23 protein-coding genes are annotated in these 25,892 nt (G+C 69.1%); 17 read left to right on the top strand and 6 right to left on the bottom strand.

Annotated elements, in window-relative coordinates; all coding sequences use genetic code 11:
- Nucleotides 1-32 precede the first annotated feature (32 nt).
- The gene (locus tag ON19_RS07165) at nucleotides 33-938 is read right to left on the bottom strand and encodes a glycosyltransferase family 2 protein (protein WP_227954439.1); all 906 of its coding nucleotides are present in this window, start codon (nucleotides 936-938) and stop codon (nucleotides 33-35) included.
- Between the two features lie 242 nt (nucleotides 939-1,180).
- Nucleotides 1,181-2,572: an aldehyde dehydrogenase family protein gene (locus tag ON19_RS07160; RefSeq protein ID WP_043688407.1), complete on the bottom strand. Its 1,392-nt coding sequence runs from the start codon at nucleotides 2,570-2,572 to the stop codon at nucleotides 1,181-1,183.
- Between the two features lie 149 nt (nucleotides 2,573-2,721).
- On the opposite strand from ON19_RS07160, the gene ON19_RS07155 reads away from it, so the two are divergent.
- The 12 genes from ON19_RS07155 to ON19_RS07100 all read left to right on the top strand — a co-directional run bounded on the left by ON19_RS07155 (nucleotide 2,722) and on the right by ON19_RS07100 (nucleotide 15,801).
- The gene (locus ON19_RS07155) at nucleotides 2,722-3,699 is read left to right on the top strand and encodes a glycosyltransferase (RefSeq protein WP_043688406.1); all 978 of its coding nucleotides are present in this window, start codon (nucleotides 2,722-2,724) and stop codon (nucleotides 3,697-3,699) included.
- A 31-nt stretch (nucleotides 3,700-3,730) separates the two neighbouring features.
- Nucleotides 3,731-5,041: a glycosyltransferase gene (locus tag ON19_RS07150; RefSeq protein ID WP_063709403.1), complete on the top strand. Its 1,311-nt coding sequence runs from the start codon at nucleotides 3,731-3,733 to the stop codon at nucleotides 5,039-5,041.
- Nucleotides 5,042-5,050: 9 nt separating this feature from the next.
- Entirely contained in the window at nucleotides 5,051-6,022 is a 972-nt protein-coding gene (locus ON19_RS07145; protein WP_043688405.1) for an NAD-dependent epimerase/dehydratase family protein, read from the top strand.
- Between the two features lie 109 nt (nucleotides 6,023-6,131).
- A complete protein-coding gene (locus ON19_RS07140; protein ID WP_043688403.1) occupies nucleotides 6,132-7,754 on the top strand; it encodes a carbamoyltransferase family protein in 1,623 nt (540 codons plus the stop codon).
- A complete protein-coding gene (locus ON19_RS07135) occupies nucleotides 7,751-9,250 on the top strand; it encodes an HAD-IIIA family hydrolase (RefSeq protein ID WP_043688402.1) in 1,500 nt (499 codons plus the stop codon). Before ON19_RS07140 ends, ON19_RS07135 begins: the two co-directional genes overlap by 4 nt.
- On the top strand, nucleotides 9,247-10,290 hold the full coding sequence (locus ON19_RS07130) for a glycosyltransferase family 9 protein (RefSeq protein WP_043688401.1): 1,044 nt from the start codon (nucleotides 9,247-9,249) through the stop codon (nucleotides 10,288-10,290). Before ON19_RS07135 ends, ON19_RS07130 begins: the two co-directional genes overlap by 4 nt.
- The gene (locus ON19_RS07125) at nucleotides 10,287-10,850 is read left to right on the top strand and encodes a D-sedoheptulose-7-phosphate isomerase (protein ID WP_043688400.1); all 564 of its coding nucleotides are present in this window, start codon (nucleotides 10,287-10,289) and stop codon (nucleotides 10,848-10,850) included. The genes ON19_RS07130 and ON19_RS07125 overlap by 4 nt, the downstream gene beginning before the upstream one ends.
- Nucleotides 10,847-12,229 carry a D-glycero-beta-D-manno-heptose 1-phosphate adenylyltransferase gene (gene rfaE2, locus ON19_RS07120; protein ID WP_043688398.1) on the top strand — a complete coding sequence of 461 codons (1,383 nt, stop codon included), beginning with the start codon at nucleotides 10,847-10,849 and terminating at the stop codon, nucleotides 12,227-12,229. The genes ON19_RS07125 and rfaE2 overlap by 4 nt, the downstream gene beginning before the upstream one ends.
- 20 nt (nucleotides 12,230-12,249) lie before the next feature.
- A complete protein-coding gene (locus tag ON19_RS07115; RefSeq protein ID WP_043688397.1) occupies nucleotides 12,250-12,939 on the top strand; it encodes an SDR family oxidoreductase in 690 nt (229 codons plus the stop codon).
- Nucleotides 12,936-13,880: a glycosyltransferase family 9 protein gene (locus ON19_RS07110; protein ID WP_227954440.1), complete on the top strand. Its 945-nt coding sequence runs from the start codon at nucleotides 12,936-12,938 to the stop codon at nucleotides 13,878-13,880. Before ON19_RS07115 ends, ON19_RS07110 begins: the two co-directional genes overlap by 4 nt.
- A complete protein-coding gene (locus tag ON19_RS07105) occupies nucleotides 13,873-15,192 on the top strand; it encodes a UDP-glucose dehydrogenase family protein (protein WP_043688394.1) in 1,320 nt (439 codons plus the stop codon). Before ON19_RS07110 ends, ON19_RS07105 begins: the two co-directional genes overlap by 8 nt.
- 24 nt (nucleotides 15,193-15,216) lie before the next feature.
- Nucleotides 15,217-15,801: a hemerythrin domain-containing protein gene (locus ON19_RS07100; protein WP_043688393.1), complete on the top strand. Its 585-nt coding sequence runs from the start codon at nucleotides 15,217-15,219 to the stop codon at nucleotides 15,799-15,801.
- A 145-nt stretch (nucleotides 15,802-15,946) separates the two neighbouring features.
- On the opposite strand, the gene ON19_RS07095 is transcribed toward ON19_RS07100, so the two are convergent.
- Together ON19_RS07095 and eccB are read right to left on the bottom strand one after the other, a co-directional pair.
- Nucleotides 15,947-17,410: an MDR family MFS transporter gene (locus ON19_RS07095; protein WP_043688392.1), complete on the bottom strand. Its 1,464-nt coding sequence runs from the start codon at nucleotides 17,408-17,410 to the stop codon at nucleotides 15,947-15,949.
- A 278-nt stretch (nucleotides 17,411-17,688) separates the two neighbouring features.
- Nucleotides 17,689-19,164: a type VII secretion protein EccB gene (gene eccB, locus ON19_RS07090; RefSeq protein WP_063709402.1), complete on the bottom strand. Its 1,476-nt coding sequence runs from the start codon at nucleotides 19,162-19,164 to the stop codon at nucleotides 17,689-17,691.
- Between the two features lie 185 nt (nucleotides 19,165-19,349).
- On the opposite strand from eccB, the gene ON19_RS07085 reads away from it, so the two are divergent.
- Both ON19_RS07085 and ON19_RS07080 read left to right on the top strand, forming a co-directional pair.
- Nucleotides 19,350-20,312 (top strand): serine/threonine-protein kinase, encoded by a 963-nt coding sequence (locus ON19_RS07085; protein ID WP_157229612.1) that lies wholly within the window; start codon nucleotides 19,350-19,352, stop codon nucleotides 20,310-20,312.
- A 455-nt stretch (nucleotides 20,313-20,767) separates the two neighbouring features.
- Nucleotides 20,768-21,190: a cupredoxin domain-containing protein gene (locus ON19_RS07080; protein ID WP_157229611.1), complete on the top strand. Its 423-nt coding sequence runs from the start codon at nucleotides 20,768-20,770 to the stop codon at nucleotides 21,188-21,190.
- Between the two features lie 124 nt (nucleotides 21,191-21,314).
- Here ON19_RS07080 and ON19_RS07075 read toward each other — a convergent pair whose 3' ends face one another.
- Nucleotides 21,315-22,238, bottom strand: coding sequence for an SDR family NAD(P)-dependent oxidoreductase (locus ON19_RS07075; RefSeq protein ID WP_043688487.1), 924 nt, complete (start codon nucleotides 22,236-22,238; stop codon nucleotides 21,315-21,317).
- 146 nt (nucleotides 22,239-22,384) lie between these two features.
- On the opposite strand from ON19_RS07075, the gene ON19_RS07070 reads away from it, so the two are divergent.
- Complete coding sequence (locus ON19_RS07070; RefSeq protein WP_051168602.1) at nucleotides 22,385-23,275, top strand: helix-turn-helix transcriptional regulator; 891 nt, start codon at nucleotides 22,385-22,387, stop codon at nucleotides 23,273-23,275.
- Between the two features lie 75 nt (nucleotides 23,276-23,350).
- Here ON19_RS07070 and ON19_RS07065 read toward each other — a convergent pair whose 3' ends face one another.
- Complete coding sequence (locus ON19_RS07065; RefSeq protein ID WP_083899191.1) at nucleotides 23,351-23,962, bottom strand: TetR/AcrR family transcriptional regulator; 612 nt, start codon at nucleotides 23,960-23,962, stop codon at nucleotides 23,351-23,353.
- A gap of 78 nt (nucleotides 23,963-24,040) precedes the next feature.
- On the opposite strand from ON19_RS07065, the gene ON19_RS07060 reads away from it, so the two are divergent.
- Complete coding sequence (locus tag ON19_RS07060; protein WP_051168617.1) at nucleotides 24,041-25,057, top strand: GlxA family transcriptional regulator; 1,017 nt, start codon at nucleotides 24,041-24,043, stop codon at nucleotides 25,055-25,057.
- Between the two features lie 103 nt (nucleotides 25,058-25,160).
- On the top strand, nucleotides 25,161-25,883 hold the full coding sequence (locus ON19_RS07055; protein ID WP_043688387.1) for an alpha/beta fold hydrolase: 723 nt from the start codon (nucleotides 25,161-25,163) through the stop codon (nucleotides 25,881-25,883).
- Nucleotides 25,884-25,892 lie beyond the last annotated feature (9 nt).

Here is a 25,892-nt window from a genome sequence, read left to right as displayed (position 1 = left end):
GGGAACGGCGCTGGGATTCTTGTGCCATCCGGTCACTCCCTTCCATGGGCGAGTTCCAGCGTCCTGGCCCGGTGTTCCACCTCCGGCGGCAGCCGACGCCGCTGCGCCAACGCCCACGGCAGGCGACGAATCATGCCCGCGATCGCCAGCAACATTTCCGGGTCACGCGCTGCTCGGCACAGTAGGCCGACGGACTCGGCCACGCACCGGCCCAGCGGCCGCCGCATCCAGACGATCAAGGCGTTGTTGCGCTGCTCGACCCGCCTGCGCCATGCCTGAGGTGGTCGCCGCGCCGACGGGTGATGGTGCGCGCGCACATGCGCCACGTAACAAAGGTGCCAGCCGCAGGCCGCCATGTCGAGTGACAGCAACCGTTCTTCGGCACCGAAATGCAGCAGCGGGCTGAACCCGGCGGCCTGCAGGTACGCCTCCTTCCTGACGATCGCCGCACAGGCCAGGAAGCCGAGAACCGACGGACCCGGCAGCTCGGGGAGGCGCCCGAGCGGGCTGGTCGCCATCAGCTCGTTGACGGGATCGTCACGGTGGTCCGCGCCGACGAGCGTCCGGCCCGCCACCAGGCCCAGCTGTGGATGGGCGTCCAGCAGCCGCTCGGCTTCGGCGAGTGCGTCGCCGGCCCACCACGAGTCGTCGTCACTGAAGGCGACATAGGGGGTCCGAGCGATCGCGACGCCGAGGTTGCGCGCCGCCGCTCCGAAATTGCGCGGTAGTCGGACGACTCGCACGTCCGGGAAAGCCTCGGCCGCGGCGACGGTGTTGTCGGTCGAACCGTTGTCCACCACCACAATCGCCGGGCGCGGGTGTAGTGCGTGCAACTCGCTCAAGGTACGGGCCAACTCGGGAGCGCGGTTTCGGGTGGCGATGACGACAGTGGTCTTCGCCACGGCCGGAGCGCTCACGCCCACCATTCCGGAAGCCATCAGCGCCACCGATATTCGAACGCCCCGGCGTCCACGGTTCGTCCGGCTCGAACCACTCGGCTCGTGCTCAGAACGTCCCCGGCTCCCGCTTCCCCGTGCACGGAGCTGAGCCACCCGGTGACACGTACCCGCACGTCTCGGCGCATATCCGAGCACATACCCGACGCGATCTCAGGTCAATCGGAGGCGACAGCGAAGCTGCCACTCGGTGACCGAAACGTGGCACATCGGGATACGGCCTCCTACAACGGCACCGGACGCAGGTGCACGACCTTCGTCTGGGTCATCTCGTCCAGTAGTTCCGGCCCGTAGCCGAAGCCGGTTCCGCTGGCACGGCGTGGGTGCGCCGCTCCACCGGGCGCCCCGCCGAACACCGCATTGATCTTCACCGTGCCGACCGGCAGTTCGCGCCAGGCGTACTGGGCATTGGCCAGCGAGGGCGTGAGCACGGTCGCGGCGAGACCGTAGTCGTCGCTCGCGGCCTCGGCGATGCCCTGTTCGAATGTGTCCACCACCCGCACCGGCGCGACCGGACCGAACGTTTCTTCGCGCATGATCCGCATATTCGGATCGCAGTGGGCCAGTACCGTAGCCGGATAGTGCGCGCCGGCGCCGTCGGGCACCACACCGCCTCTGACCAGGTCGGCCCCGTGTTCCACAGCGTCGCGCACGTGGGCGTGCACCTGATCGCGGTGGCGCCGGTCGACCAATGGCGCGGGCTTCCAGGATTCGGCTTCGGCTACCAGTGCCGCGACAAATGCCGCCGCGACGTCGCGGTGCACGAAGATCCGCTCGACGGACACGCAGACCTGACCGGCGTTCGCGAACGCGCCGAGCGCCGCCTGCCCGGCGGCCCACCCGGGATCCACACCGGCGTCGATGACGAGGGCGTCATTGCCGCCGTTTTCCAGCAGTGCCTTGGCGCCGGTGGCCGCAGCGCTTTTCGCGATCGACCGTCCCGCAGCCGTGCTGCCGACGTGCGCGACGACGTCCACATCGGGGCGTGCGGCGAGCAGTGCGCCGATACGCCCATCGCCTTGGACCGTCTGTAGAACACCCTCAGGGAGGTCACGGGCGAGCAGATCGCCTAGAAGACCTCCCGTATGCGGTGCGCGTTCGCTCGGCTTGTGCACGACCGTGTTTCCCGTGGCCAGGGCCGCGCCGAGCAATCCGCAGGCCACGGCGACGGGATCGTTCCAAGGCGTCAGGGCGACGACGACGCCGCGAGGTTCCCACACCATGAAGTCGGTCGCTGCGTAGTCGCCCTGAAGGCTCTTTCCTCGGTGCACCGGTCCCAATTCGGCATATTGCTCCAACGTCGCGGCACCGGCCAACACGCCCTCTTCGCTCTCCGACTGCGGGCGTCCGGTTTCGGCATGGTTGAGTTCGGCGAGTTCGTCGGCATGCGCACGCAGCGCGGCGGCGCCGGAACGCAGCGCGGCCGCCCGCTCGGCCGCCGGAGTTCGCGCCCATTCGCACTGAACACGATTGGCCAGCTCCACGTGGCGCTCGATCTCCGCGACACCGGTCATGGGCACCTTGCCGACGGTGGCACCGGTAGCGGGATCGAGAATCTCGATCGTTTCGGCCGACCGATGGTCAGGGCGAAACGTGACAGCGTTCGGTGCGCTCATATCGCGGCCATTGCCTGGCACCAACGATTCAAACCCCTAGGTGGAAACCGGCGCATCGATGCTGCCGCGAAACGCGGTGATTGCGGGCCGGTTGCTCGCCGGGCCGCGGACCAGGTTTGATCCGGCGTCGATAGGCAAGAGCTACCGACATGGCCGCGACGACCGAACGGCTCACCGTGTTGCTGTGGCACGTCCACGGCTCCTGGACGACTTCGTTCGTTCGAGGGCCGCACCGTTACCTGCTCCCCGTGCTGGACGGCGGCGGGCCGTGGGGCCGCGGGCGGTGCGGCCGCGACTGGCCGTCCGCCGAGGACGTGCCCGCGGGTCGATTGCGCGAAACCGAGCCGGACGTGGTCGTACTGCAGCGCCCGGAGGAGCTCGACCTCACCGAGCGATGGCTCGGTCGTCGTCCCGGCGCCGACATTCCGGCGGTCTACGTCGAGCACAACACTCCGCGTCCCCACGCGGCCACCACCACTCATCCGCTGGCCGATCGCACCGACATCCCGATCGTGCACGTAACGCATTTCAACAATCTGATGTGGGACAACGGACGCGCGCGGACCCGGGTCGTACCCCACGGCATCGTGGACCCCGGCGGGCTCTACACCGGCGAAGTGCCACACGGCGTAGCACTGATCAACGAGCCGATGCGGCGCGGAAGGATCACCGGCAGTGATCTGTTGCCCGACTTCGCGATGGCGGGGCCGATCGATTTGTACGGCATCGGCGCGGACGAATTCACGGCCGACAGCGCCTCCGGACACCCGATCCGCGGAATCGGCGACTTCGAACAGTCCGCATTGCATCCGGAAATGGCCCGGCGGAGGGTCTATCTGCACACCGCGCGATGGACCTCGCTCGGATTGTCGCTGCTGGAAGCCATGCACCTGGCCATGCCGGTGGTTGCCCTCGCCACCACGGAGGCCGTGCGCGCGGTGCCGCCGGAAGCCGGCGCCATCTCCTCCGACATCGCCGCGCTCACCGCGAAGTTCCATGAATTCCTCCACGAACCCGACCTGGCGGTGCTCGCGGGCAAGTCGGGCCGGCAGTTCGCGCTGGAGCATTTCGGCCTCGAGGTCTTCCTGCGCCGGTGGGATTCCCTCCTCGCCGAGGTCACCGAATGAAGGCAGTGTCCCGGAGTGAAAAGGCGGAATCATGAAGATCGCGATGGTGTCCGAACACGCCAGCCCGCTCGCCGTCTTGGGCGGCGTCGATGCCGGTGGACAGAACGTTCATGTCGCGGAACTGTCCGCGGCCCTGTGCAGGCAGGGGCACGAGGTCACCGTCTACACCCGTCGCGAGAAGGCGGAGTCGCCGCATGTCGTCACCACCGAAGAGGGCTATCGCGTGATCGGTGTCCCGGCCGGGCCCCCGCATCCACTGCCGAAGGACGAGTTGCTGCCGCATATGGGCGAATTCGGTACTTTCCTGCGAGAGCAATGGCGGCATGATCGCCCCGAAGTAGTGCACGCCCACTTCTGGATGTCCGGACTGGCCGCCCTCGCGGCCGCGCACCCCGCAGGCATCCCGGTAGTACAGACGTTTCACGCGCTCGGGGTGGTGAAACGGCGCCACCAGGGCGCGAACGACACCAGCCCGGCCGACCGGATAAGCCTCGAACAACGGATCGCCGAACAATCCGACCGCATCATCGCCACATGTACCGACGAGGTGTTCGAATTAGCGAGGATGGGCGTGCACCGGTCCCGGACCTCGGTGATTCCCTGCGGCGTGGATCTCGAGCAGTTCACGCCCGACGGGCCGAGCGCACCGAAATCGGCTCGGTACCGCATCGTCAGTGTGGGCAGGTTGGTGCCGCGCAAAGGCTTCGATATCGCCATCACCGCACTCACCGGCCTGCCGGACACCGAGTTGGTCTTGGTCGGCGGCCCGGACGACGGCGAAGTCGCCGATGATCCGGAAGGCCGGCGGCTACTGGCACTGGCGGACGAACTCGGCGTGCGAGACCGGCTTCGCATGCTGGGGCAGGTGCCGAGGACACGGATGGCGGCGCTACTGAGGTCGGCGGACGTGGTCGTGTGCACACCGTGGTACGAACCGTTCGGCATAACGCCGCTGGAAGCGATGGCATGCGGCGTTCCCGTGGTGGCCACCGCCGTCGGGGGCCTGATCGACACCGTGGTCGACGGTGGGACCGGCAGACTGATCACTCCCCAGGCGCCCGCCGAACTGGCCGACGCGGTCCGCGATCTCCTGGCCACGCCCATGCTCAGGGAGAAGTACGGCCGCGCCGGGCGCGATCGAGTGCAGGCGCGCTACTCGTGGGACCGGATCGCCACGGAAACCTTTCATGCGTACCGTCGGGTGACCGCCGCGGCCGTGCGGACGCACAACGACGGCGGGCCCGGAGACAGCGGTCGGCTCGACCGCGCCGGAGGAAGCGGCGGACGCTCCGACGGGTCACCGCCGATGAATCGCGGTATCGACGCGACCGGTCCCGCGTAGGGGTGCGCCATGTCCGAACGATCTGAACGTGCGTTGGTCACCGGTGGTTGCGGTTTCGTGGGATCGCACCTGTGTGAACAGCTGCTCGACGCGGGCACAGCCGTGGTCGCGCTCGACAACTTCGCTACGTCCGCCCCGGACAACGTCGCCCGGCTGCTGGACCGGCCCGAGTTCGATCTCGTACAGCACGACGTCACCGAGCCGCTGCCCGCGGTGGGCTCGTTCGACGTGGTCTTCCACCTCGCGTCGGCGGCGTCGCCTCCGGACTACCTGCGGCTGCCGATCGAGACGCTGCGAGCGGGTTCGCTCGGGACCGCCAACGCCCTCGAGGTCGCCGAGCGGCAGAGAGCTCGGTTCGTGCTGGCGTCGACGAGCGAGGTCTACGGTGACCCAGCTGTGCACCCGCAACCCGAGGATTACTGGGGTTATGTCAATCCGGTCGGTCCGCGTAGCGTCTACGACGAAGCGAAACGGTATGCCGAGGCTTTGACCATGGCGTTTCGCCGCGAATTGGGTGTGAACACCGGAATTGCCCGAATTTTCAACACCTATGGTCCGTACATGCGCACCGACGACGGCCGAATGGTGCCCACATTCATCGGCCAGGCGTTGTCGGGCGCACCGCTCGCCATCGCGGGAACCGGCGAGCAGACCCGCTCACTCTGTTACGTCGAAGACACAGTGCGCGGCCTGCTCGCACTGGCGGCCACAGACCATCCGGGACCGGTCAACATCGGCAATCCGGAGGAAGTTTCCGTGCGGAGTCTGGCCGAGGAAATTCGATCGGTGATCGGCAGCCGGTCCACGGTCCAGTATGTCGAAGGCGCGATCGATGACCCCAAGCGGCGCTGCCCGGATATCTCGCTGGCCCGGCGCGAATTGGGCTGGTGGCCGGTGGTCACCAGGTCCGAAGGACTGCACCGCACGATCGACTGGTTCGCCGGGCGTGCGGCCGAGCCGGCGAAAGAGTCGCTGCGCTGATGATCGGCGCTTTCCGGCGCTTCGGTTTAGTGCTGACTTAAGCGGGTAGCGCCCCGATATGTAGCGGGCAGACCGACAGGTCCCGCGTCTCGACCAGAAAGGCGGGCCCGTGCGCATTCTCGGAATAAACGCGATATTTCATGATCCTGCCGCCGCCCTGATCGTGGACGGCGAAATAGTCGCAGCGGCCGAAGAAGAGCGGTTCACCCGCCGCAAGCACGGCAAGCGACCGGTGCCGTTCTCCGCGTGGGAGTTGCCCGAGCAAGCGGCCGCCTGGTGTCTGGACCGCGCGGGATTACGTCCCGATCAGCTCGACGCGGTCGGCTACTCCTACGACCCGAGACTGGTCGATCATTCGCTCGGCGGTCTCGATCGAAACAGCGAAGAGACCAGGACGGACTACGCTTTCCGAGCGCCCGCGTTCCTCGCGGCCGCATTGCCCGGCCTCGATCCCGCGAACGTGCGCTTCGTGCGACATCACCTGGCGCATGCCGCGTCCGCGGCGCTCGCGGCCCCGGCGGGTGACTGCGCGGTCCTGGTAGCCGATGGACGCGGCGAAAGCCATTCCTATCTCGCCGGAGAATATCGAGACGGCAAATTCGTGGAGTTGGCGTCGCAGCAGCTGCCGCACTCACTCGGGTTGCTGTACGAGGACCTCACCGAACATCTCGGATTCACCCGGTCGAGCGACGAATACAAGGTGATGGCTCTCGCCTCCTACGGCACGCCCCGATTCCTCGACCGGTTCCGGGACCTCCTGTACTCCACCGGTGACGGTGGTTTCCGCACCGAGCCGGTGGACTGGGCGAACTTCGCACCCGCCGTGACCGGCGGTGAGTTCGGGCGCGACCACGCCGACCTGGCCGCGAGTGTGCAACGTCGACTCGAGGACGTGCTGCTGGAGTTGACCTCCTGGCTGCATGACCAGACCGGACAGCGGACGCTCACGCTGGCCGGTGGCATCGCGCTGAACTGCGTGGCCAACAGCCGACTGCACGCCGAGGGCCCCTACGAACAGATCTGGGTGCAACCGGCGGCGGGCGACGCGGGCACCGCGCTGGGCGCCGCGCTGCAATTGGCTGCCGAGTTCGGGGAGCGCGCCACCCCGATGCGGGGGGCCGGCCTCGGCCGCGAGTGGACCGATCCCGAGCTGGAAAGTGTTCTCCGCACGGCGAAGGTCGGATACACGAGGTCCGAGGACGTGGCGGCCGACGTGGCGCAAGCGCTCGCGGAGGACCAGGTGGTGGCCTGGTTCCAGGGCCGCGCGGAATTCGGCCCGCGCGCACTCGGGCATCGCTCGCTGCTGGCGCATCCCGGTCGGGCGGCGAATCTCGAACGCCTCAACGATGTGAAGGGGCGCGAACAGTTCCGTCCGCTCGCGCCGATGGTGCTCGCCGACCGGGCGTCCGAGATCTTCGGACGCGGGCCGCTGCCGAGCCCGTACATGCTGTTCGTCCACGACGTCGCCCCGGCGTGGCGCGCACGCATTCCCGCGGTGACCCATGTGGACGGCACCGCGCGGGTCCAGACCGTCGAACCCGCGGACAACCCGGTCCTGGCGAGGATGCTGGCGGAATTCGACAAGCGCACGGGTCTGCCGGTGGTGGTCAACACGAGCCTGAACACAGCGGGCAGGCCGATGGTCGATTCGCCCCGCGACGCCCTCGAGTGCTTCGGTTCCGCTCCGATCGATCTGCTCGCCCTCGGCTCCTTTCTGGTGCGTCGCCCATGAACGCCCACACCGCGGACTACAGCATCGTCATCCCGACCACGGGCCGGGAGAGCCTTCGCCTGCTACTCGAGTCGCTGCACGACGCGGCCGGCCCGAAGCCGCGGGAGATCATCGTGGTAGACGATCGGCGCAGCGGGGGGTTGCTACCGCTGCCCGACACCGTGCCTCCGGTCCGGGTCATCCGCTCCGGCGGCCGCGGACCCGCCGCGGCGAGGAACGCGGGGTGGCAGCGCGCCGCGGGCACGTGGATCGCCTTCCTCGATGACGACGTGCTCACCGCCCGGGACTGGCCTGCCCGCTTGGCCGAGGACCTGCACGATCTCGACGAGAGAACGGCGGCTTCCACGGCCCGTATCGAAGTTCCGCTGCCGAAGCACCGCCGACCGACCGACGCGGAACGGGCAACCGCACGTCTGGCCACCGCGCGGTGGATCACCGCGGACATGGCCTATCGCCGGTCCGCGCTGGTCGAGGTCGGTGGATTCGACGAACGATTCCCCAGGGCATTCCGGGAGGACGCCGACCTGGCGCTGCGGATCTGCCTCGCCGGTTACGTCATCGCGTCCGGACAACGGCTCACCTGCCACCCGGTCCGCGGATCAGGGCCCATGGCCAGTGTGCGGGCGCAACGCGGGAACGCCGACAACGCCCTGCTGCGGCGAAAGTACGGCGCTCGCTGGCGTCAGCGCATCGGCGAAGACGCCGGACTTCTCCCCCGCCACGCGCTCACCACGGCTGTGGGTACCGCGGCCATCGCGACCGGCGTCACGGGCCGCACCCGCTCCGCCCTCGCGTTCGCGGCGCTCTGGACGGCGCTGACCGGCGAATTCGCCACGCGCCGGGTCCTGCCCGGGCCCCGCACGCCCGGCGAGATCGGCCGGATGACGGTGAGCAGTGCGCTGATTCCGCCCGCCGCGTGCTGGCACCGGCTGCGCGGCGAATGGCGCCACCGGAACGCGACCCACGACTCGCCGCTGGCATTGCTGTTCGACCGGGACGACACCCTCATCGTCGATGTCCCCTACCTTGCCGATCCCACCAAGGTTCAGCCGGTGCCGGGCGCCGTCGACGCGCTCCGGAAGGTTCGTGCGGCCGGCATCCAGCTCGGCGTCGTGAGCAACCAATCCGGTGTCGCGCGCGGACTGATCAGCCCGGGGCAGCTCGTCGCGGTGAACTCCCGGGTCGAGGAACTGCTCGGACCATTCGCCACCTGGCAGGTGTGCGTGCACGGCGAGGGCGACGACTGCGCGTGCCGCAAACCACGGCCCGCCCTGGTTCGACGGGCCGCGGCGGACCTCGGCGTCGACATCGGCAGGTGCGTGCTCATCGGGGACACCGGCGCGGATGTCAGCGCCGCGATCTCCGCGGGCGCACGGGCGATTCTGGTGCCGACGGCCAGAACCCGCCCCGAAGAGGTGCACCACGCGCATCGCGAAGCGACCGTGGCCCGAGATCTGACCGAAGCCGTACGACTGGCGATGGCCGGTGTGCCATGACCGGCCGGGCGCTGGTGGCGCGCATGGACAATCTCGGCGATGTGCTGCTGGCCGGGCCGTGCGTGCGTGCGGTGGCGGCGCATGTCGATTCGGTGACGCTGCTGACCGGGCCGCGAGGTCGTGGGGCCGGGGAGCTGTTGCCGGGTGTGGAACAAATCTCGACCTGGTGTGCGCCGTGGATCGACCCGGAACCGCCCCCCGTCGAGCCGGCGGGCATCACCGCGTTCATCGATCGGATCCGCGCACTCGACGTGGATCTGGCATTGATCCTCACGTCTTTTCACCAGTCGCCGCTGCCGCTGGCACTGCTGCTGAGGATGGCCGGTGTTCCGTGGATCGGCGCGATCTCGGAGGACTACCCCGGTTCGTTGCTGGATCTGCGCCACCGCGTCGAAGGCGATCCGCCCGAAGCGGAACGCGCGCTTTCGCTCGCCGAGGCGGCCGGTTTCCGGCTACCGCCCGGTGACGACGGGAAACTCGCCGTCCGGCAGCCGTTGCCGGACGTCGGCGGCCTGACCGGCGAGCCGGGCTACGTGGTGGTGCACCCGGCCGCTTCGGTACCGGCGCGGCAGCCGTCCTCGTCCCGTTCCGCGGCCATCGTCGCCGCACTCACCAGCGCAGGTCATCGGGTGATCGTGACCGGCGCCCCCTCCGACCGACCGCTCACCGGCGCCGTCGCGGGCAGCCACGCCCTCGACCTCGGTGGAGCCACCACCCTGCCCGAACTCGCCGCCGTGCTGCGCGACGCGAGCGTCGTGGTGGCGCCCAACACCGGTCCGGCGCATCTCGCCGCCGCCGTCGGGACACCCGTGGTCTCCCTCTTCGCGCCGGTCGTGCCCGCCGAGCGTTGGGCGCCGTACGGGGTGCCGGTGGCCATGCTCGGTGACCAGCGCGCGCCGTGCCGGGGCAGCAGGGCTCGGGAATGCCCGGTCGTGGGCCACCCGTGCCTCGAGTCGATCACTCCGGAGCAAGTCGTCATGGTGGCGGAAGAACTCGGTGCGGGCAGGCATTCGCAGCTGCGGACAGGAGGTGTGCGGTGATCGAGGAACATTTCGCGGCTTTGCGCACGGCACTGGAGCGCACCAGTGGCGTCGCACCCGATATCCGCAGGTGGGGACGCGAACTGGCGGACGTACTCGACAACGGCGGCAGATTGCTCGCGTGCGGCAACGGTGGCAGCGCCGCCGAAGCCCAGCACCTGACCGGGGAACTGGTCGGCCGCTTCCGCAGCGAGCGGCGCCCGCTGTCGGCGATCGCCCTGCACGCCGACACCTCGGCGAGTACCGCGATCGTGAACGACTACGGCGAAACCGAACTGTTCGCGCGTCAGGTCCGCGCGCACGGCAGGCCCGACGATGTCCTCGTCCTGTTGTCCACCAGTGGCGCCAGCCCGAACGTCCTGGCCGCGGCGAAAGCGGCGCACGACATCGGCGTCACCACGTGGGCCATGACCGGACCCGCGCCGAATCCGCTCGCAGCGCTGTGCGATGACGCGGTGGCCGTGGACGCACCCACCACCGCCACCGTGCAGGAAGTGCATCTGGTGCTGGTGCACGCCCTGTGCGCGGCGCTCGACGAGGCGCTGGGGATACCCACATGAAGCCGTTGGTCGTCATCGGCGACACCATCCTCGACGTCGACATCGAGGGCGTCGCGGACCGGTTGTCGCCCGAAGCGCCCGTGCCCGTGGTGGACGTGGAACGCCAGTGGGTACGCCCGGGCGGCGCCGGTCTGGCCGCCGCGCTGGCCGCCCGATCGGTCGCCGCGGTCTCGCTCGTCACCGCGACCACCGACGACCAGGACGGCCGCACCCTCGCGCGCCTGCTCGACCGAGACGTTCAGCTCGTTCCGATGCTGCTGCGCGGCGAGACGGTACGCAAGACCCGCATCCGCGCCGCCGGTCAGTCGCTGCTGCGGCTGGACACCGGTGACGGGACGGCGGACGGCGGCTCGGTGAGCGCTTCGGTCATCGAGACACTGCGGGCGGCGGGCGCGATCCTCGTCGCGGACTACGGCCGAGGCGTCGCCGCGCATCCGCAGATCCGGCAACTGCTGACCGAACTGGCCCGGTCCGTGCCGGTGGTGTGGGATCCACATCCGCGCGGCCCGGCGCCCACGCCGGGAGCGTCACTGGTTTCGCCGAATCTGAAGGAGGCGCGCCAGTTCGCGCCGGGATACGCCGAACCCGATGAGTTGGCGAAAATACTTCGCGACGAGTGGGCGGCCGATTCCGTCGCCGTCACCACCGGATCGGGCGGTGCGGTGCTGGCCAATGGGAAGCGGCTCACCATGGTGCCCGTACCCGCCGAGATACGTATCGCAGGCCACGCCCGTTCCGACACCTGCGGCGCGGGCGACCGCTTCGCCTCGGCCGCGACCGCCGCGCTTTTCGACGGATCCACCGTGGCCGACGCGGTGTCGCACGCCGTGGACGCGGCGGCCAGGTTCGTGGCGGCCGGAGGCGCGGCCACGCTGTCCATCTGCGACAGCACGGCCGCCGCGAAGGCACACGTCGCGGACGAGGGCCGGTCGGCGTTCGAGGTGGCGGCCAGGATCAAGGCGCGCGGCGGCAGGCTCGTCGCCACCGGCGGCTGTTTCGATCTGCTGCACCCCGGCCATGTGAGCTTGCTGCGCCAGGCTCGCGCCATGGGCGACGCATTGGTGGTCTGCCTCAACTCCGACGCGTCGGTGCGGCGTCTGAAAGGGCCGCGCCGCCCGATCGTCCAAGCCGGTGACCGCGCCCGGTTGCTCACCGCACTGTCCTCGGTGGACGCCGTGGTCGTGTTCGACGAATCCGAACCGAGCGCACTGCTGGCCCGTCTTCGCCCCGATGTCTGGGTCAAGGGCGGCGACTATTCCGGCGCTGACCTCCCCGAGGCCGCAGTCGTTCGCGGTTACGGCGGCGAGATCGCGCTGATCCCCACGGTTCCCGGTTACTCGACCTCACAGCTCGTCGCCGCGGCCGAAGGCTGCGGCTGACCCGAGAACGAAGGAGCGCGATGCGAACCCTCGGCAATATCTTGATCACCGGCGGCGCTTCCGGGCTCGGCGCGGCGGTGGCCGCCGCCGTCCGCGAGAACGGGGGCCGCCCCTACGTGATCGACCGGGTGGAGCCCGAGACGCCCGTCGACTTCGTGTGTGCCGACCTCGCCGATACCGCCGCCGCCGAACGAGCTGTGCGCGAACTCGTCGAGCGCGCGGGCGGCCGGATCGACGGCGTGTTCACCGCCGCGGGAACCGACGCCTGCGGCCCACTGGACAAGGTGCCCACCGCGAAGTGGGAGCACGTGGTCCAGGTCAACCTGTTCGGCACGGCCGCCGTGGTGCGTGCCGCCCTTCCTGCCCTGCGCAAGAGCAAGGGCACGGTAGTGACCTGTGCTTCCACCCTGGGCATCAAAGCGGTCGGTGACGCGACCGCCTACTGCGCTTCGAAATTCGGTGTGGTCGGCTTCACCAGAGCGCTCGCCGCCGAGACAGCGGGCAGCGTCGGGGTAACCCTGCTGATCCCGGGCGGAATGCACACCGCCTTCTTCGACGACCGCGACGAGCAGTACAAACCGCCGCCCGACGCGAAACTCAACCAACCCGAGGACGTCGCCGCCGCGGTGATTTTCGCGCTGCGCCAGCCGCCGGGCTGCGAGGTCAGGGAATTGGTGGTGTGCGCTTCGGAAGAAGGATCGTGGCCTTGACCGGCTCGATTCTCGTGCTCCGCGCGCTCGGGCTCGGCGACCTGCTGACCATCGTCCCCGCCTTGCGTGGACTGCGGAACGCCTACCCGGACGACCGCGTGGTGCTCGCCGCGCCGGAAGCGCTTCGCGCTCTGGTCGAGCTCATCGACGCGGTCGACGAATTGCTGCCGACCGCGGGACTGGGTGCGCTCCGGTGGCAGGGCGCACCGCCGAGGTTGGCGGTCAATTTGCACGGCAGCGGGCCGGAAAGCATTCGTGATCTGCTGGCGCAACGTCCGGACGCACTGCTGACCCATCGCCATCCGGATTTCCCCGAACTGCCCGGCCTCGAATGGCGCGACGATCTGCACGAGGTGGATCGCTGGTGCCGACTGCTGGAATACGGACGGATCGACGTCGATCCGTCCACGTTGCTGCTTCCCGAGCCGCCGGGGCCCGCCCCCGAGTCGCACGCGATCGTGATCCATCCCGGCGCGGCCTATCCCGCACGCCGCTGGCCGTCCGAACGTTTCGCTCGCGTGGCACGGGAATTCGATGCCGACGGCCACCGAGTGGTGATCACCGGTTCGCACAGCGAGATACCGTTGGCGAGGGCGGTCGCGGAGAAAGCGGGCCTACCGCCCTCAGCGGTTTACGCGGGACGCACCGACCTGGCGGAACTCGCCGCGCTGGTGGCCGCCGCGGCATTGGTCGTGTGCGGTGACACCGGCGTCGGGCATCTCGCCACCGCCTTCGGCACACCGTCGGTAGTGCTGTTCGGCCCCACGCCGCCGCACCGATGGGGGCCGCCCGCCGCCGCGAAACATCATGTAGCGCTGTGGGCCGGTGCCGTCGGCGATCCGCATGCCGCCTATCCGGATCCCGGCTTGCTCATGGTGCGACCCGAGCAGGTGCTCACGGCAGCGGCCGGGTTGCTCGGGGAGAAGGTGCGCCATGGGTAGCCGCGTCGGTGTGGTGGGCGCCGGTTATGTGGGGCTCACCAGTGCCGCATGCCTCGCCCACCTCGGACACCACGTGGTCTGTGTCGACAATGACGAGTCCAAGGTCGAGACTCTTCGCACGGGCACGGTCCCGATCGTCGAGCCCGGCTTGCCGGAACTGGTTCGGGAAGGGCTGTCGGAGAACCGGCTCGTCTTCACGTCGGACCCACGGGCGCTGCACGAATGCGAAGTAGTGCTGCTGTGCCTTCCCACGCCCATGGGCACCGGTGGTACGGCCGACCTGGGCGTGATCGAAGACGCGCTCGAGACGTTGTCCACCGTCCTGCCGCCGGATTGCGTGCTCGTCACCAAGTCCACCGTTCCGGTGGGCACCGCGGCGCGCATCCCCGCCCTGTCCGGTCTCGCGAGCACGGCCGTCATCAGCAACCCGGAATTCCTCCGGGAGGGCCACGCGGTGGAGGACTTCCTGCGCCCCGATCGCGTCCTCCTCGGCGCGGCCGAGCAGGATCGGGAGTCGGCCGATCGTGTCGCGGCGCTCTACGCCGCAACGGGCGCGCCGGTCCTGCGGTCGGACTCGGCCAGTGCGGAACTCGCCAAGTACGCCAGCAATGCCTTTCTCGCGGTCAAACTCTCGTTCGTGAACACACTGGCCGAACTGTGCGAACGGGTCGGCGCCGATATCACGAAGGTCACCGACGCGATGGGAATGGATGATCGGATCGGTCCGGCCTTCCTCGCGCCCGGCCCCGGCTGGGGCGGCTCGTGCCTGCCGAAGGACACGCGCGCGCTCTTGCGGGCCGCGGAGACGGCGGGGGTCGACTTCGCCATGGTCCGTGCCGCGCTGCGAGCCAATGACCGTCAGCACGCGATGGTGCTGCGCAAGATCCGCCGGGCGGCCACCGGTGCTGTCGACGGCTCGCTGTCGGGGACGCGGATCGGCGTGCTCGGCCTCGCGTTCAAAGCCGGGACGGGGGACCTGCGGGAGTCCCCCGCCGTCGCGGTGGCGCGGCAACTTTCCCGTCACGACGCCACGGTCACCGCTTATGACCCGTGTGTCCCGGAGTCGGGCGCCCCCGGCCTCGACGGCATTCGAGTGGTGGACGACCCGTATCTGGTGGCGAAAGAGGCCGACGCGATCGTGATCCTCACCGAGTGGCCGGAGTTCCGTTCGCTCGACTGGGCGAGGATCGCGGCCGACGTGGAGCGGGCCGTGATCGTGGACACCCGAAACCTGCTCGACGAGCGCCTGCTGAGCGGCACCGGCTTCACGTTGCTGAGCACCGGAACCGCCAGGCGCGACACGTGCTCGTGATCGACTCTCAGAAGGAGGAACGCTATGGACGCACTGACCTTTCTACGAACTGATCACCAGAGCGTGCTCGGGATGCTCGAGTCCCTGGAGCGCGGACGAGGTAGCGGCGAGGCCGAGGTGCGCGCTCGCGGGGACATGGTGACCACCCTCGTGATCGCGGAATCACAGCACGAGGCGGTCGAGGAGCAGTTCTTCTGGCCCGAAATCCGGCGGAACGTCCCGGACGGCAACGATCTCGCTGATCAGGCGATCAGCCAGGAGGGCGAAGCGAAGCGGTTGCTGCAGCGATTGAAGGATTGCGAGCCGGGCAGCGACGTGTTCGAGCAGGCGCTGACGCAGTTCATTCCGGCGGCCCGCGCGCACATCGAGTTCGAGCAGTCTCAGGTGTGGCCGCGCTTCGCGGACGCGATATCACCGGAGAAGTCGAACGAATTGGGCAGGAAGATGGCCGCGGCCAAGGCGATGGCCCCGACCAGGCCGCATCCGGGCACTCCATCGAGCCCCGGCGCCCTGAAAACGGTGGGCCTGGTGGCCGCCGTCGTGGACAAAATCCGCGACCTGGTCACCGGCAGGCGCTCGCATTACCCGCCGACTCCGCCCGCAGGCTGAACGTCGCGCCGCCGGACGAGGCCGCCGCGCCGAAGCCGCGGTCGCGCCGAAGCGACGGCGCGTCCCCGTCCGCGCCGTCGCTCAGGTTCTCCGGACCGCCCGCAGAGTCGGTGCGGTACGCGCGGCTTCGTGCCGCCGATTTCGTTCAGCCCTTGACCAGTTCGGGGGTGGTGGTCTCGGGCTCCTCGGCGGCTTCCGGGTCGGCGGACCGGCTCGGCAGCAGCACTGCCATGACGATCACGATCAGCGCCAGGGCCGCCGAGATTCCGAATGCCAGGCGCATGCCGTCGAGGTGGGCGGAGACGACATCGACGCCGTCGGCGGCGAGCGTGGTGGCGCGCGCCGACATCACCGTCACCACCAGGGCGGTGCCGAAAGCGGCCGCGACCTGCTGCAGGGTGCCGAGCATGGAGCTGCCGTGGGAGTACAGCTGGTGCGGCAGCGCGCCGAGGCCGAGCGTGAAGACCGGGGTGAAGGCCGCGGCCAGCGCCACCATCAGCAGGATGTGCAGGGCAAGCAGTTGCCAGTACGGCATGGTCATCGAGATCTGGGTGAACCCGGCCAGAGACGCCGCGATCCCGATCGAGCCCGGGATCACCAGCCAGCGACCACCGAACCGGTCGAACAGACGCCCGACGGTCGGTCCGAGCAGACCCATCGCCAACCCGCCCGGCATCACCAGCAAGCCGGTGGCCAACGGGCTCAGGCCGCGCAGGTTCTGCAGGTACAGCGGCAGCAGGATCATCGATCCGAGCATCGCCATGAACGCCACCGACATCAGGATCAGCGCCTTGGTGTAGGTGCTCGACAGCAGGACCCGCAGGTCCAGCAGCGGAGTGCCGGTGCGCTGCAGGCTCAGCTGACGCAACACGAACGCGGCGATCAGCGCCACGCCCACGGCCACGATCAGCGCGGGACCTGCCAGGTTGCCGCTCTCGAACCGGCTCAGCCCGAAGACAAGTCCACCGAATCCGAGCGCCGCCAGAGCCACACTGGCCACATCGATCTGCCCGGCCTGCGGTTCACCGACGTTCTCCAGCTGACGCAGACCCAGCCAGGTGATCACACCCGCGATCGGCAGCACCAGCACGAAAAGCCAACGCCACGAGGCGATCTGCAGCACCGCACCGGAGATCACCGGACCCATCGCGGGCGCCACCGAAATGGCCAGGGTGACATTGCCCATCACCCTGCCACGGTCGCGCTCGTGCACCACCGTCATCAGCGTGGTCATCAGCAGCGGCATCATCACCGCCGTGCCGCCGGCCTGGATGATCCGTCCGATCAGCAGCACCGCGAACGACGGCGCGACCGCGGACAGCGCGGTACCGGCCAGGAAGACCCCCATCGCCGCCGTGTACGCCGTCCGAGTCGAGACACGCTGCAGGAACCAGCCGGTAGTCGGGATGACCGCCGCCATCGTCAGCATGAACGCCGTCGACACCCATTGCGCCGCACGGTCGGTGATGGCGAGATCCTCCATCAGACGCGGGATGGCGTTGATCATGATGGTCTCGTTCAAGATCACCACGAACGTCGCGAGGACCAGCACCCGGATGACGGTCGGTGTCCGCCCTCCCGAGGCGGGAGCGGATGGTTCGGCGGACATCGGTTACCTCCGGAGTGTGGGTCGTCGACAGGAGCATGTGGCCCGTTGCCCAGTCATCGATTCGCGTCCCGGCGCCACAGTGGTGAAGACGCCGTCAACTGCTCGAACTCATCGGGCGCGGGTCAGTATTCCGGTCGGCACCGACACAAATCACTCGATTATTCCGCCGCCGCACCGCACACTCCGACCACAAATTGCTGGTCAGGACCACTTCTCACAAGTCGCGGATAGCTAATCGTGAGCCTGGTCACCCCTCCTGAACGGCGTCGCCGCCGCCGCTATTTGGACTGCACCAGTTGCTTGGCCGGGTCGGCGTCCGGCGCCACACCGTCGTGGGCCACCATCGCCTCCTGACGGCCGAGGGCCGGACCGCCGGGCAGCAGACCGACGATCGGCCACGGCGCGGGTTCCGGCGTAGCGTGTTCGGAGTCCATGCCGAGAGCCTTCTGCGCGTCGGCGTCCTTGATGCCGTATCGAACTCCGGTGTCCGCGATGTAGAACATGCTGTCCTTGCGCTGGCTGTCGGGTTCGATACCCGTGGTCTGCACGAACATTCCCGATCCGGGCTTGGTGTAGAACTGGGCCACGTTTGCGCCGGTGCCGTCGGCTTGGGCCAGTTGCACGGGCCGAGCGTTCTCGGGGATCGGCAGCGCGCGCCCGGTGATCAGCGAAAGCTCGGCATGACGAGTGCCGTCGGCCTTGTCCGACGCGACCGGCAGCGGTTTCCACGAAATGCACTGCACCGGCTGGTCCTTCATGTCCACGATGGCCGGGGCGGTCTCGGGGTAGTCCTGCACGGGCAGCGTGCTGACGTGGTCGGTGTTGGAGCGGGTGAAGTCGGTCATTTCGTAGTTCCCCGCGGTGGGATTGGAATTGCGAATGATGTCGGCGGTCAACGGCGAAATCGGTTGCAGTCCCGTGCGCAACACCACATAGTTCTGATTCTGACTGCTGACCCGCACTACGTCGCCGTTGCGGCGGTTGTCGACGGGCTTCAGCGGGAACCCGCCCGGATCATCGATCTTGGGGCGCTCGATGGCCGGCACTTCGGGAATCGCGTTCAACAGACCCTGGCTGATCGGGCGCGGGGTCATGCCGCGGATCTTCAGCGCGTCGGTGATCGCACGGTCGGCCATGTCCACGCGGGCGCGGCGGTTGGCATAGATCAGATAAGCCGATTCCTTGCCCTGCACCAGCAGGGCGCGCTCCTGCGTCAGCACGCCCACCTTCTCACCGAGGCTGGGATCGCCGGCGATGACGGTACTGCTCAAGGCGTTGGAGCCGTCCGTCTTCAGCTCGTCGCACACCGTCCAGGCACGGCCCTTGCCGCTGGTGTCGAATCCCAGCGCCGAAGGCGCGCCCGGGATGCCGATCAGCGTGCCGCGCGGCCGCTTCGACAGCTCCGACTCTTTGACGATGACCGCCTTGGCCGCATCGCCGACCGCCAGGCGAGCCGACGCGAGGTTGAGCGCCGGATGCACCACACCGTCGATCGACGCGTATACCTGACCGGAGTCCTTGCCGATGAGGATCTTGCTGTCGCCGATCTTGTCCTGCGGGCGCAACAGCGCGAGCACGCCGCAGCCCGCGAGCACGACACAGCCCAAGATCAGACCGGCCGCGTACGCGCGCGACTGCGAGCGCATCGGGTCGTGCAGCATGCGCACATCCCGGCGCACCAGGGCATGCTCCATCCGCCGGACCAGAAAGCGGTAACCGCTCACCTGCCAACGCGTAGTGGGTTTTGAAGGCATCAGCGCTCCCCCGAACCAGTGTTCATGACTTGCCGAGCCAACCCTACAAGTTGCCACCCGGCCCAGCGGCCGCGACGCGGAACAGACAGCACCCGCGCGGCCGGCGACCTGGATCCGCCAGTGCCGTCGGGCACACGTAGGCAAAGCCGGGCGTGTGGCCGATGACGGCGAACTATGGTGAGGCGGTGCCGCTCGAACCAGGTGACCAGTTTGCGGGATTCATCGTGCAGGCCCGGCTGGGGCATGGCGGCAGCAGCGAGGTGTATCTGGCGCAGGACCCGGACGGATCGCGGCCGGTCTCGCTGAAGATCCTCGGACCCGAGGACAGCCGGTCGGCCGAGGCGCGGGCGAGATTCGTGCACGAGTTCGACATCCTGTCGGCGCTGCGGCACCCCGACATCGTGCGGATGTACACGCATGGGGAGAGCGACGGCAGGCTGTGGTCGGCACACGAGTACGTGGCGGGTGCGACAGGTTCGACTTCGGTGCCGGCGCCGCACCGCGCCCCGGATCTGCGACTGGTGTTGCACGTCTTGGCCCATGTCGCAGCAGGATTGGATTTCGCGCACGCCAACGGCGTAGTCCATCTCGACGTGAAACCGGCGAATGTTCTGGTCGGCACGGACGAGCCCGCGACGGTCAAGATCTCGGACTTCGATTCGGCCCGATGGTTGCAACGCCCCGAACCGCCTTTGGCGACCAACGGTTTCGTCGTCGTATCGGTGCCGTACGCCGCGCCGGAACTGCTCCGGGCGGGCACGGTGTCCCCGGCCACCGACCAATACGCGCTGGCCTGTTCGGCTGTCGAACTGCTCACGGGCCACACGCCGTTCGCCCGCGGCACCCTCATGGCCACCGCGGAGGCCCAGCTGCACGATCCACCGCCCGAGATCTCCCGCCGCAGGCGCTGGATCCCGCCGGAGGTGGATGCGATCCTGCACCGGTCACTCGAAAAGGAGCCCGGTGCCCGCTACGACTCGTGCGCCGAACCCATCCACCTGCTCAGCGAGGCACTTCAGGACATCGATCCTCGCCCCCTCTCCCCCGTACTGGACCGCGTGAAAGCGGCGTTGAGCCGAGCGCCATTGATGAATGCCACCTTGGGACGGATAGGTGGCAAGGGGTTCGGTGCTCGCGTCATACGCTGACGAAATTGTGGCGATCGCCGTCATCCGCGCGGCCGCGTAGGCCGGGTCGAGCAGCGCCACCAGAAGTGCGGCGGCCTGGTGCCACGTGCTTGTCCGCATAAGCGTTCGACAGCCGATTGTGAGCCGGGTGGCTGCCCCGCAGGGTGACCCAGCGCAGCTAGGTGTGATGAGTGCTCACACCGACGGTCCGATTCAGCCTGGTGTCGGCGCGCAGGCGAATGCGATAGTCGGCCACCGGGCACGACAGCCGGTCCGATCCGGGCGAGCGCTGCGCCACGACCGCGCTGTACCTGGACGACGCCACCCTCCACACAAGCTGTGTGAACGTGCTTCGCCGCCGCCTACCTCCGCGCCTACCGCCGACCACCGAGCGACATACTCGACCGCTGCGCAGCTGGGGCGCTTGATTTGCTGGTTTCCTTGCGAGCGAGCCGGTGCGCCGTCACGCTGAAAGTATGCGGACCCGCGATATCGAGGTCGGGTGCACCTATATGGTGCTGGTCCCGCAGCGTCTGCCGCGCAGTCGGTACCCCGACTGCGACCAGCCGGGTTCGCTCACCTGGGCGTGGTCGTGGCTGCGGGGCGGCCGGTTCCGGCTCACCGTGACCGAGGTCGACGACACCAGCGATCCGACCATTGTCGAAGGTTTGCGCATCACAGCGAACTCGCGCATCGCGGTGGTGTTGACCGCCGAGCAGGCCAACGAGCTGGGTCTGCCGGTCGGGGTGTTCCGAGTGCGCGGGACCCTGTTCGACGGCGAGGACCGGCCCGTGCGCCTGCCCGAGGTCGAACCACTACGGGTCCCCGCCCGCTGGTTGCGACCGGTCGAGCAGCCGTGCTTCACCCACCGCGACATCGATTGCTTCCCCTACCTCTGAGACCTCTGACCGATCACGGGCCGAGCATCCCTTCGTGGGCACGGTCGGCGCCACCGTTTCAGCGGATACGCGGGTGCGCGGCAGACCGTGCGCGACAGACCGGGTGGGCGGCGGCCGATGTCGCTCAGGCGGCGTAAGTCGCGATAAGACGTTCTGCCGCGGCCCAGAGTTCGGCTTCGCGCCGCTGGTCGTAGGACTCCTCCGACGAGCGGGACACGCGACCGCGATCGACGTAGGAGCCGGCGGGGGCCGCAGTGGCGCCGAGGACGACGTCCGCGAGATATCGCCCTGCGGCGGCGCGGCTGGTCGCCAACGGCGTGCCTGCCAGCACCGGCAGGATGCGGCGCATCGCGAACCGGGAGACCGGCCCCGCATTGCGGGCGAGGTCGGTGCCGGGGACGAACCCCGGGTTGAAGCCGATCGCGTCGATCCCGGCGGGCAGGCGACGCGCGTACTCGTGCACGAGGTAGATGGCGGCGAGCTTGCTCGTCGAGTACGCGGTGCGTCCGGCGGCGGTGGTGCCCGGCTTCGGAAACGCGCCCGGGCGGGCGAGCACGGCCGGTGACTGCCAGACCGGGCCGGGCACCATCCCCAGGTTGTGCCGGAAATCGCCGAAATGGGTGTCGCTCACGGTGACCACGATTCGGGCCGGGGTGCGGAAGCGATCCTCGAGCAGGCGGACGAACAAGTGGTTCGCGAGCACGTTGACGACGAAGGTGGACTCCAAACCGTCGGGCCCCGCGGTGAGCGCGTTCGTGTACTGCGTTCCCGCGTTGCCCACGAAACCGTGCAGCGGGGGCAGATCGCCACTGTCGAGCCGGGCGCGGATCTCGTCCGCGGCCGACCGCACGCTGTCCAGTGCACCCAGGTCCACCGTGACGTGCGAGACCCGGCGCCCATCCCCGCCCAGTTCCGCGGCCAGCCGCGCGCCGGTGGACCCGCGGGCGGCGACGACGAGATGCGTCTCCCGCGCCTGGCGAAGGATGTGCTCCGCGGCGACCCGGCCGATCCCGCGACTCGCCCCGGTCATCACGATGGTCGACGGCATGACGTCCTCCTCCACTGGCATGCGACAGCGCCCGGTCGGGCATCTCCGACCTTCGTCGCCGACCCCCGTCGGCTGCCAGTACCGCGCCGGTCACCAGGACCGGCAGTACCCAGGCTGGTCGGACCCGCAGAGGCGAGAATGAACGGGTGGCTACCTCTCGCTCCGCTTTCGGCGAGCTCCTGCACGCCTGGCGCGACCGTCTGTCACCTGCCGACGCGGGCTTCGCGGTGACCGCCGGCCGTCGCGCCCCTGGACTGCGCCGGGAGGAACTCGCGCAACTGGCCGGGCTCTCGGTCGACTACATCCTGCGCTTGGAGCAAGGACGCGCGCGCAATCCGTCGGCTCAGGTGGTCGGCGCCCTGGCTCGCGCGCTGCAGCTCTCCCGGAGCGAGCGCGACCAGCTGTACCGCAGCGCCGGGTTGCTGCCGCCCCGAGACGGGACGATCGGCACACATGTGCCCGCGGGCATCCAACGGCTCGCCGCGCGGCTCGGCGATGTCCCGATCGGGGTGTTCACCGCCGACTGGACGCTGGTGTGGTGGAACGGCATGTGGAGCGCCCTGCACGGTGACCCCGCGCTGGTCCCGGCCGCCGAGCGCAACCTCGCGCGCGCCGTATTCGGTAACGGCGCGGCTCGCGCCGCGGTCCGCCCCTTCCGGTCCGACCGAGCCGAAGACGCCTTCCCGGCGTCGATCGTCGCCGATCTCAAAGACGCGGCGTCGCGCTATCCCGCCGACGACGGGCTCGATCGCCTCGTCCGGGAGCTCAGGACCACGTCCGCCGCCTTCGCCCACCTCTGGGCGACAGCGACGGCGTCCCAGCACACGAGCGACCGGAAGACGATCCGGCATCCGGAGGTCGGTGAGATCACCCTCGACTGCGACGTGCTCGTCGTTCCCGGCGCGGATCTCCGCATGGTCACCTACACGGCGGCAGGCGCGAGCAGCGATGCGGGGAAACTCGACCTCCTGCGCGTCACGGACGGCCGCGCGGCCACCACGCTCCCCCGAGCTACGGCGCGTCATCGAATCCGATAGCGGGTCAACCTGTCTCGTCACTCGGACGAGAGCAAGGCGGAGCGTCCGGCAGCCGGTCGATCCCATGGCGCCGGGTCAGTGGACGAGCTGGTCGGCCCAGGCCTGCGGCAGGGCCGCACTCGACACGTCGGCGATTTCGTGCAACCGCTGCACGGGAGTTCCCAAGCGGCTCAACTGGATCAGCCCCTGCGCGACCACGACGACCGTGGCGCTGAGGGCGGAGAGCGCGGCTTCGTCGTGGTCTCCGGCGTCGTGCATCGCGGGCCGCAGCCGGTCGGCGACACCCTGCTCCATCGCCGTGGTGGTCCGGGCGCCGATGGCGGCGACTTCGGGGATCCGGGTGCCGAGCTGGGCGATGCTGTTGATCATCAAGCAGCCGCGCCGATCCGGCTGCGCGGCACAGTCTTCGATGATCGCCTGATAGAGCGCGCGCACCGCGGATCGCGCCGAACCGCCCGCCGCACCGATGGCCCCGCGGACCAGGCGCGCGCGACCCTCGCAATAGCGTTCGAACGCGGCGAGGAAGAGGCCACGCTTGCTGCCGTAAGCGGCGTAGATGCTCCCGTTCCCGATGCCCGTGGCGAGCGAGACGTCTTCCACCGAAGTGCTGTCGAAACCCTTCGACCAGAACAGCTCGGTCGCGGCGTCGAGCAGGTTCGATTCGTCGAACTGTCGCGGCCGTCCCATGTGCTCACCGTACCAATCGACCTGCGAGGTATCCCACACAACTTGTTCTGGAGGCGTGCCTCCACAATACTGGTGGACATGTCTTCCAATTTCGCTACCCGGCCCCGCAGACGGGTGGGCGTTCTGGTCTTCGACGGCGTCAAGATGCTCGATTTCGTCGGGCCCGCGGAGGTGTTCGTCGAGGCGAACCAGTCGGTGGCGGGGTACGAGGTGGTCGTGGTCTCGGCCGACGGCAAGGACGCCCAGACCTCGATCGGCGCGCGGGTCGAGGTGAGCTGCGCGGCCGCCGACGCCGGTCGCTTCGACACGGTGGTGATTCCGGGAAGCGAACTCCCGCCGGGGAAATTCGTGACCCCGGAGGTCTTGGCGGCCGCGCGGCATCTGTCCTGCAACACACGGCGGCTGGCGTCCATCTGCAGCGGCGCGTTCGTCCTCGCCGAGCTGGGACAGTTGGACGGCAGGCGTGCGACCACGCACTGGAAATTCGCGACCGAACTCGCGCGGCGGTACCCCTCGATCGAGGTGGACCCGGATGCGATCTTCGTGCGGGACGGCAATCTGTACAGCTCGGCCGGGGTGGCCGCGGGCGTCGATCTCGCGCTGGCACTGGTCGAAGAGGACCACGGCGCCGATGTGGCGCGGCATGTGGCTCAGTCGATGGTGGTCTACATGCAGCGCGCGGGCGGTCAGTCACAGTTCTCGGCGTCGCTGAGCGGACCGGCGCCGCGCAGCCCGCTCCTCCGCGGCGTGGTGGACCTGATCTGCGCCGACCCGGCGTATCCACACACGGTGCAGACCCTGGCCGCCCATGCGCGAGTCAGCGTCCGGCACCTCACCCGGCTGTTCCGCGCGGAACTCGAGCGCTCCCCCGCGGAATACGTCGCGTTCATCCGCTTCGGAACGGCCAGGGACATGCTGCACGCCGGATACAGCGTGACGGAAGCCGCCATGGCGGCCGGGTACGGCACCAGCGAGGCGCTGCGCCGGGCCTTCGTGACCCGCCTGGGCATCTCCCCGAGCAAGTATCAGCAGCGCTTCCGGTCGACCGGCTCGACCGGCGGGTCGGAGCAGACCATGGCGCGGGCCGTGTCCTGATCAGAGGCTTTTGTGGCCCGTGGGGAGGGGCGCAGGGCGGGTCTTCCGGCCGAAACTGAGTCACCCGCAGCGCCACTCATCGAGCGCTGGAGAAAGGAACGCCATGTCCGCCCCGGCAAGTCCCACCATCGTTCTGGTGCACGGCGCGTTCGCCGATGCCTCGAGCTGGTCCCCCGTCACCGAACGGCTGCTCGCCCAGGGCCATCGGGTCACGGTTCCCCCGGTGTTCAATCGCAGCCTGTCCGCGGACGCGGCCTACATCGAGTCGTTCGTACGGCAGATCGACGGCCCGGTGCTGCTGGCCGGGCACTCCTACGGCGGAGCCGTCATCACCGTCGCCGGTGTCGCCGAGAATGTCGTCGGGCTGGTCTACGTGTCCGGCTACGCGCTGGAAGAAGGCGAGAGCCTCGGGCAATTGCAGGGCGGGTTCCCGGACTCCGACCTGGCCGCCAACCTCGTCTACGCGCCCTACCCGGTCGCGGGCGACGAGCCCGGCACGGACGTCTCGGTCGACATCGACGCCTTCCCCGAGGTCTTCGCCGCCGGTCTCGACCCGGCGAAAGCCGAGGTCCTCGCCGTCTCGCAACGGCCGTTGTCGGCGATCGCGTTCAACGAGCCCGCCTCGGCGGCCGCGTGGAAGACGAAACCCGCGTGGGGCATCGTGTCCAGCGCCGACCGCACCATCAATCCCGACGTCGAACGCTTCGGCTACAAACGAGCCGGATTCCGCGCCGTGGTCGAGATCGACGGACCACACCTGGTGATGCAGACCCACCCCGACGCGGTCGTCGCCGTCATCACCGACGCGATCGCCCGCTCGGCCTGAGCCGCAGCA

Origin of the sequence: Nocardia abscessus NBRC 100374, assembly GCF_000308455.1 — a bacterium.
Lineage (GTDB): Bacteria > Actinomycetota > Actinomycetes > Mycobacteriales > Mycobacteriaceae > Nocardia > Nocardia abscessus.
This window is presented reverse-complemented; position numbering and strand designations above follow the sequence as displayed.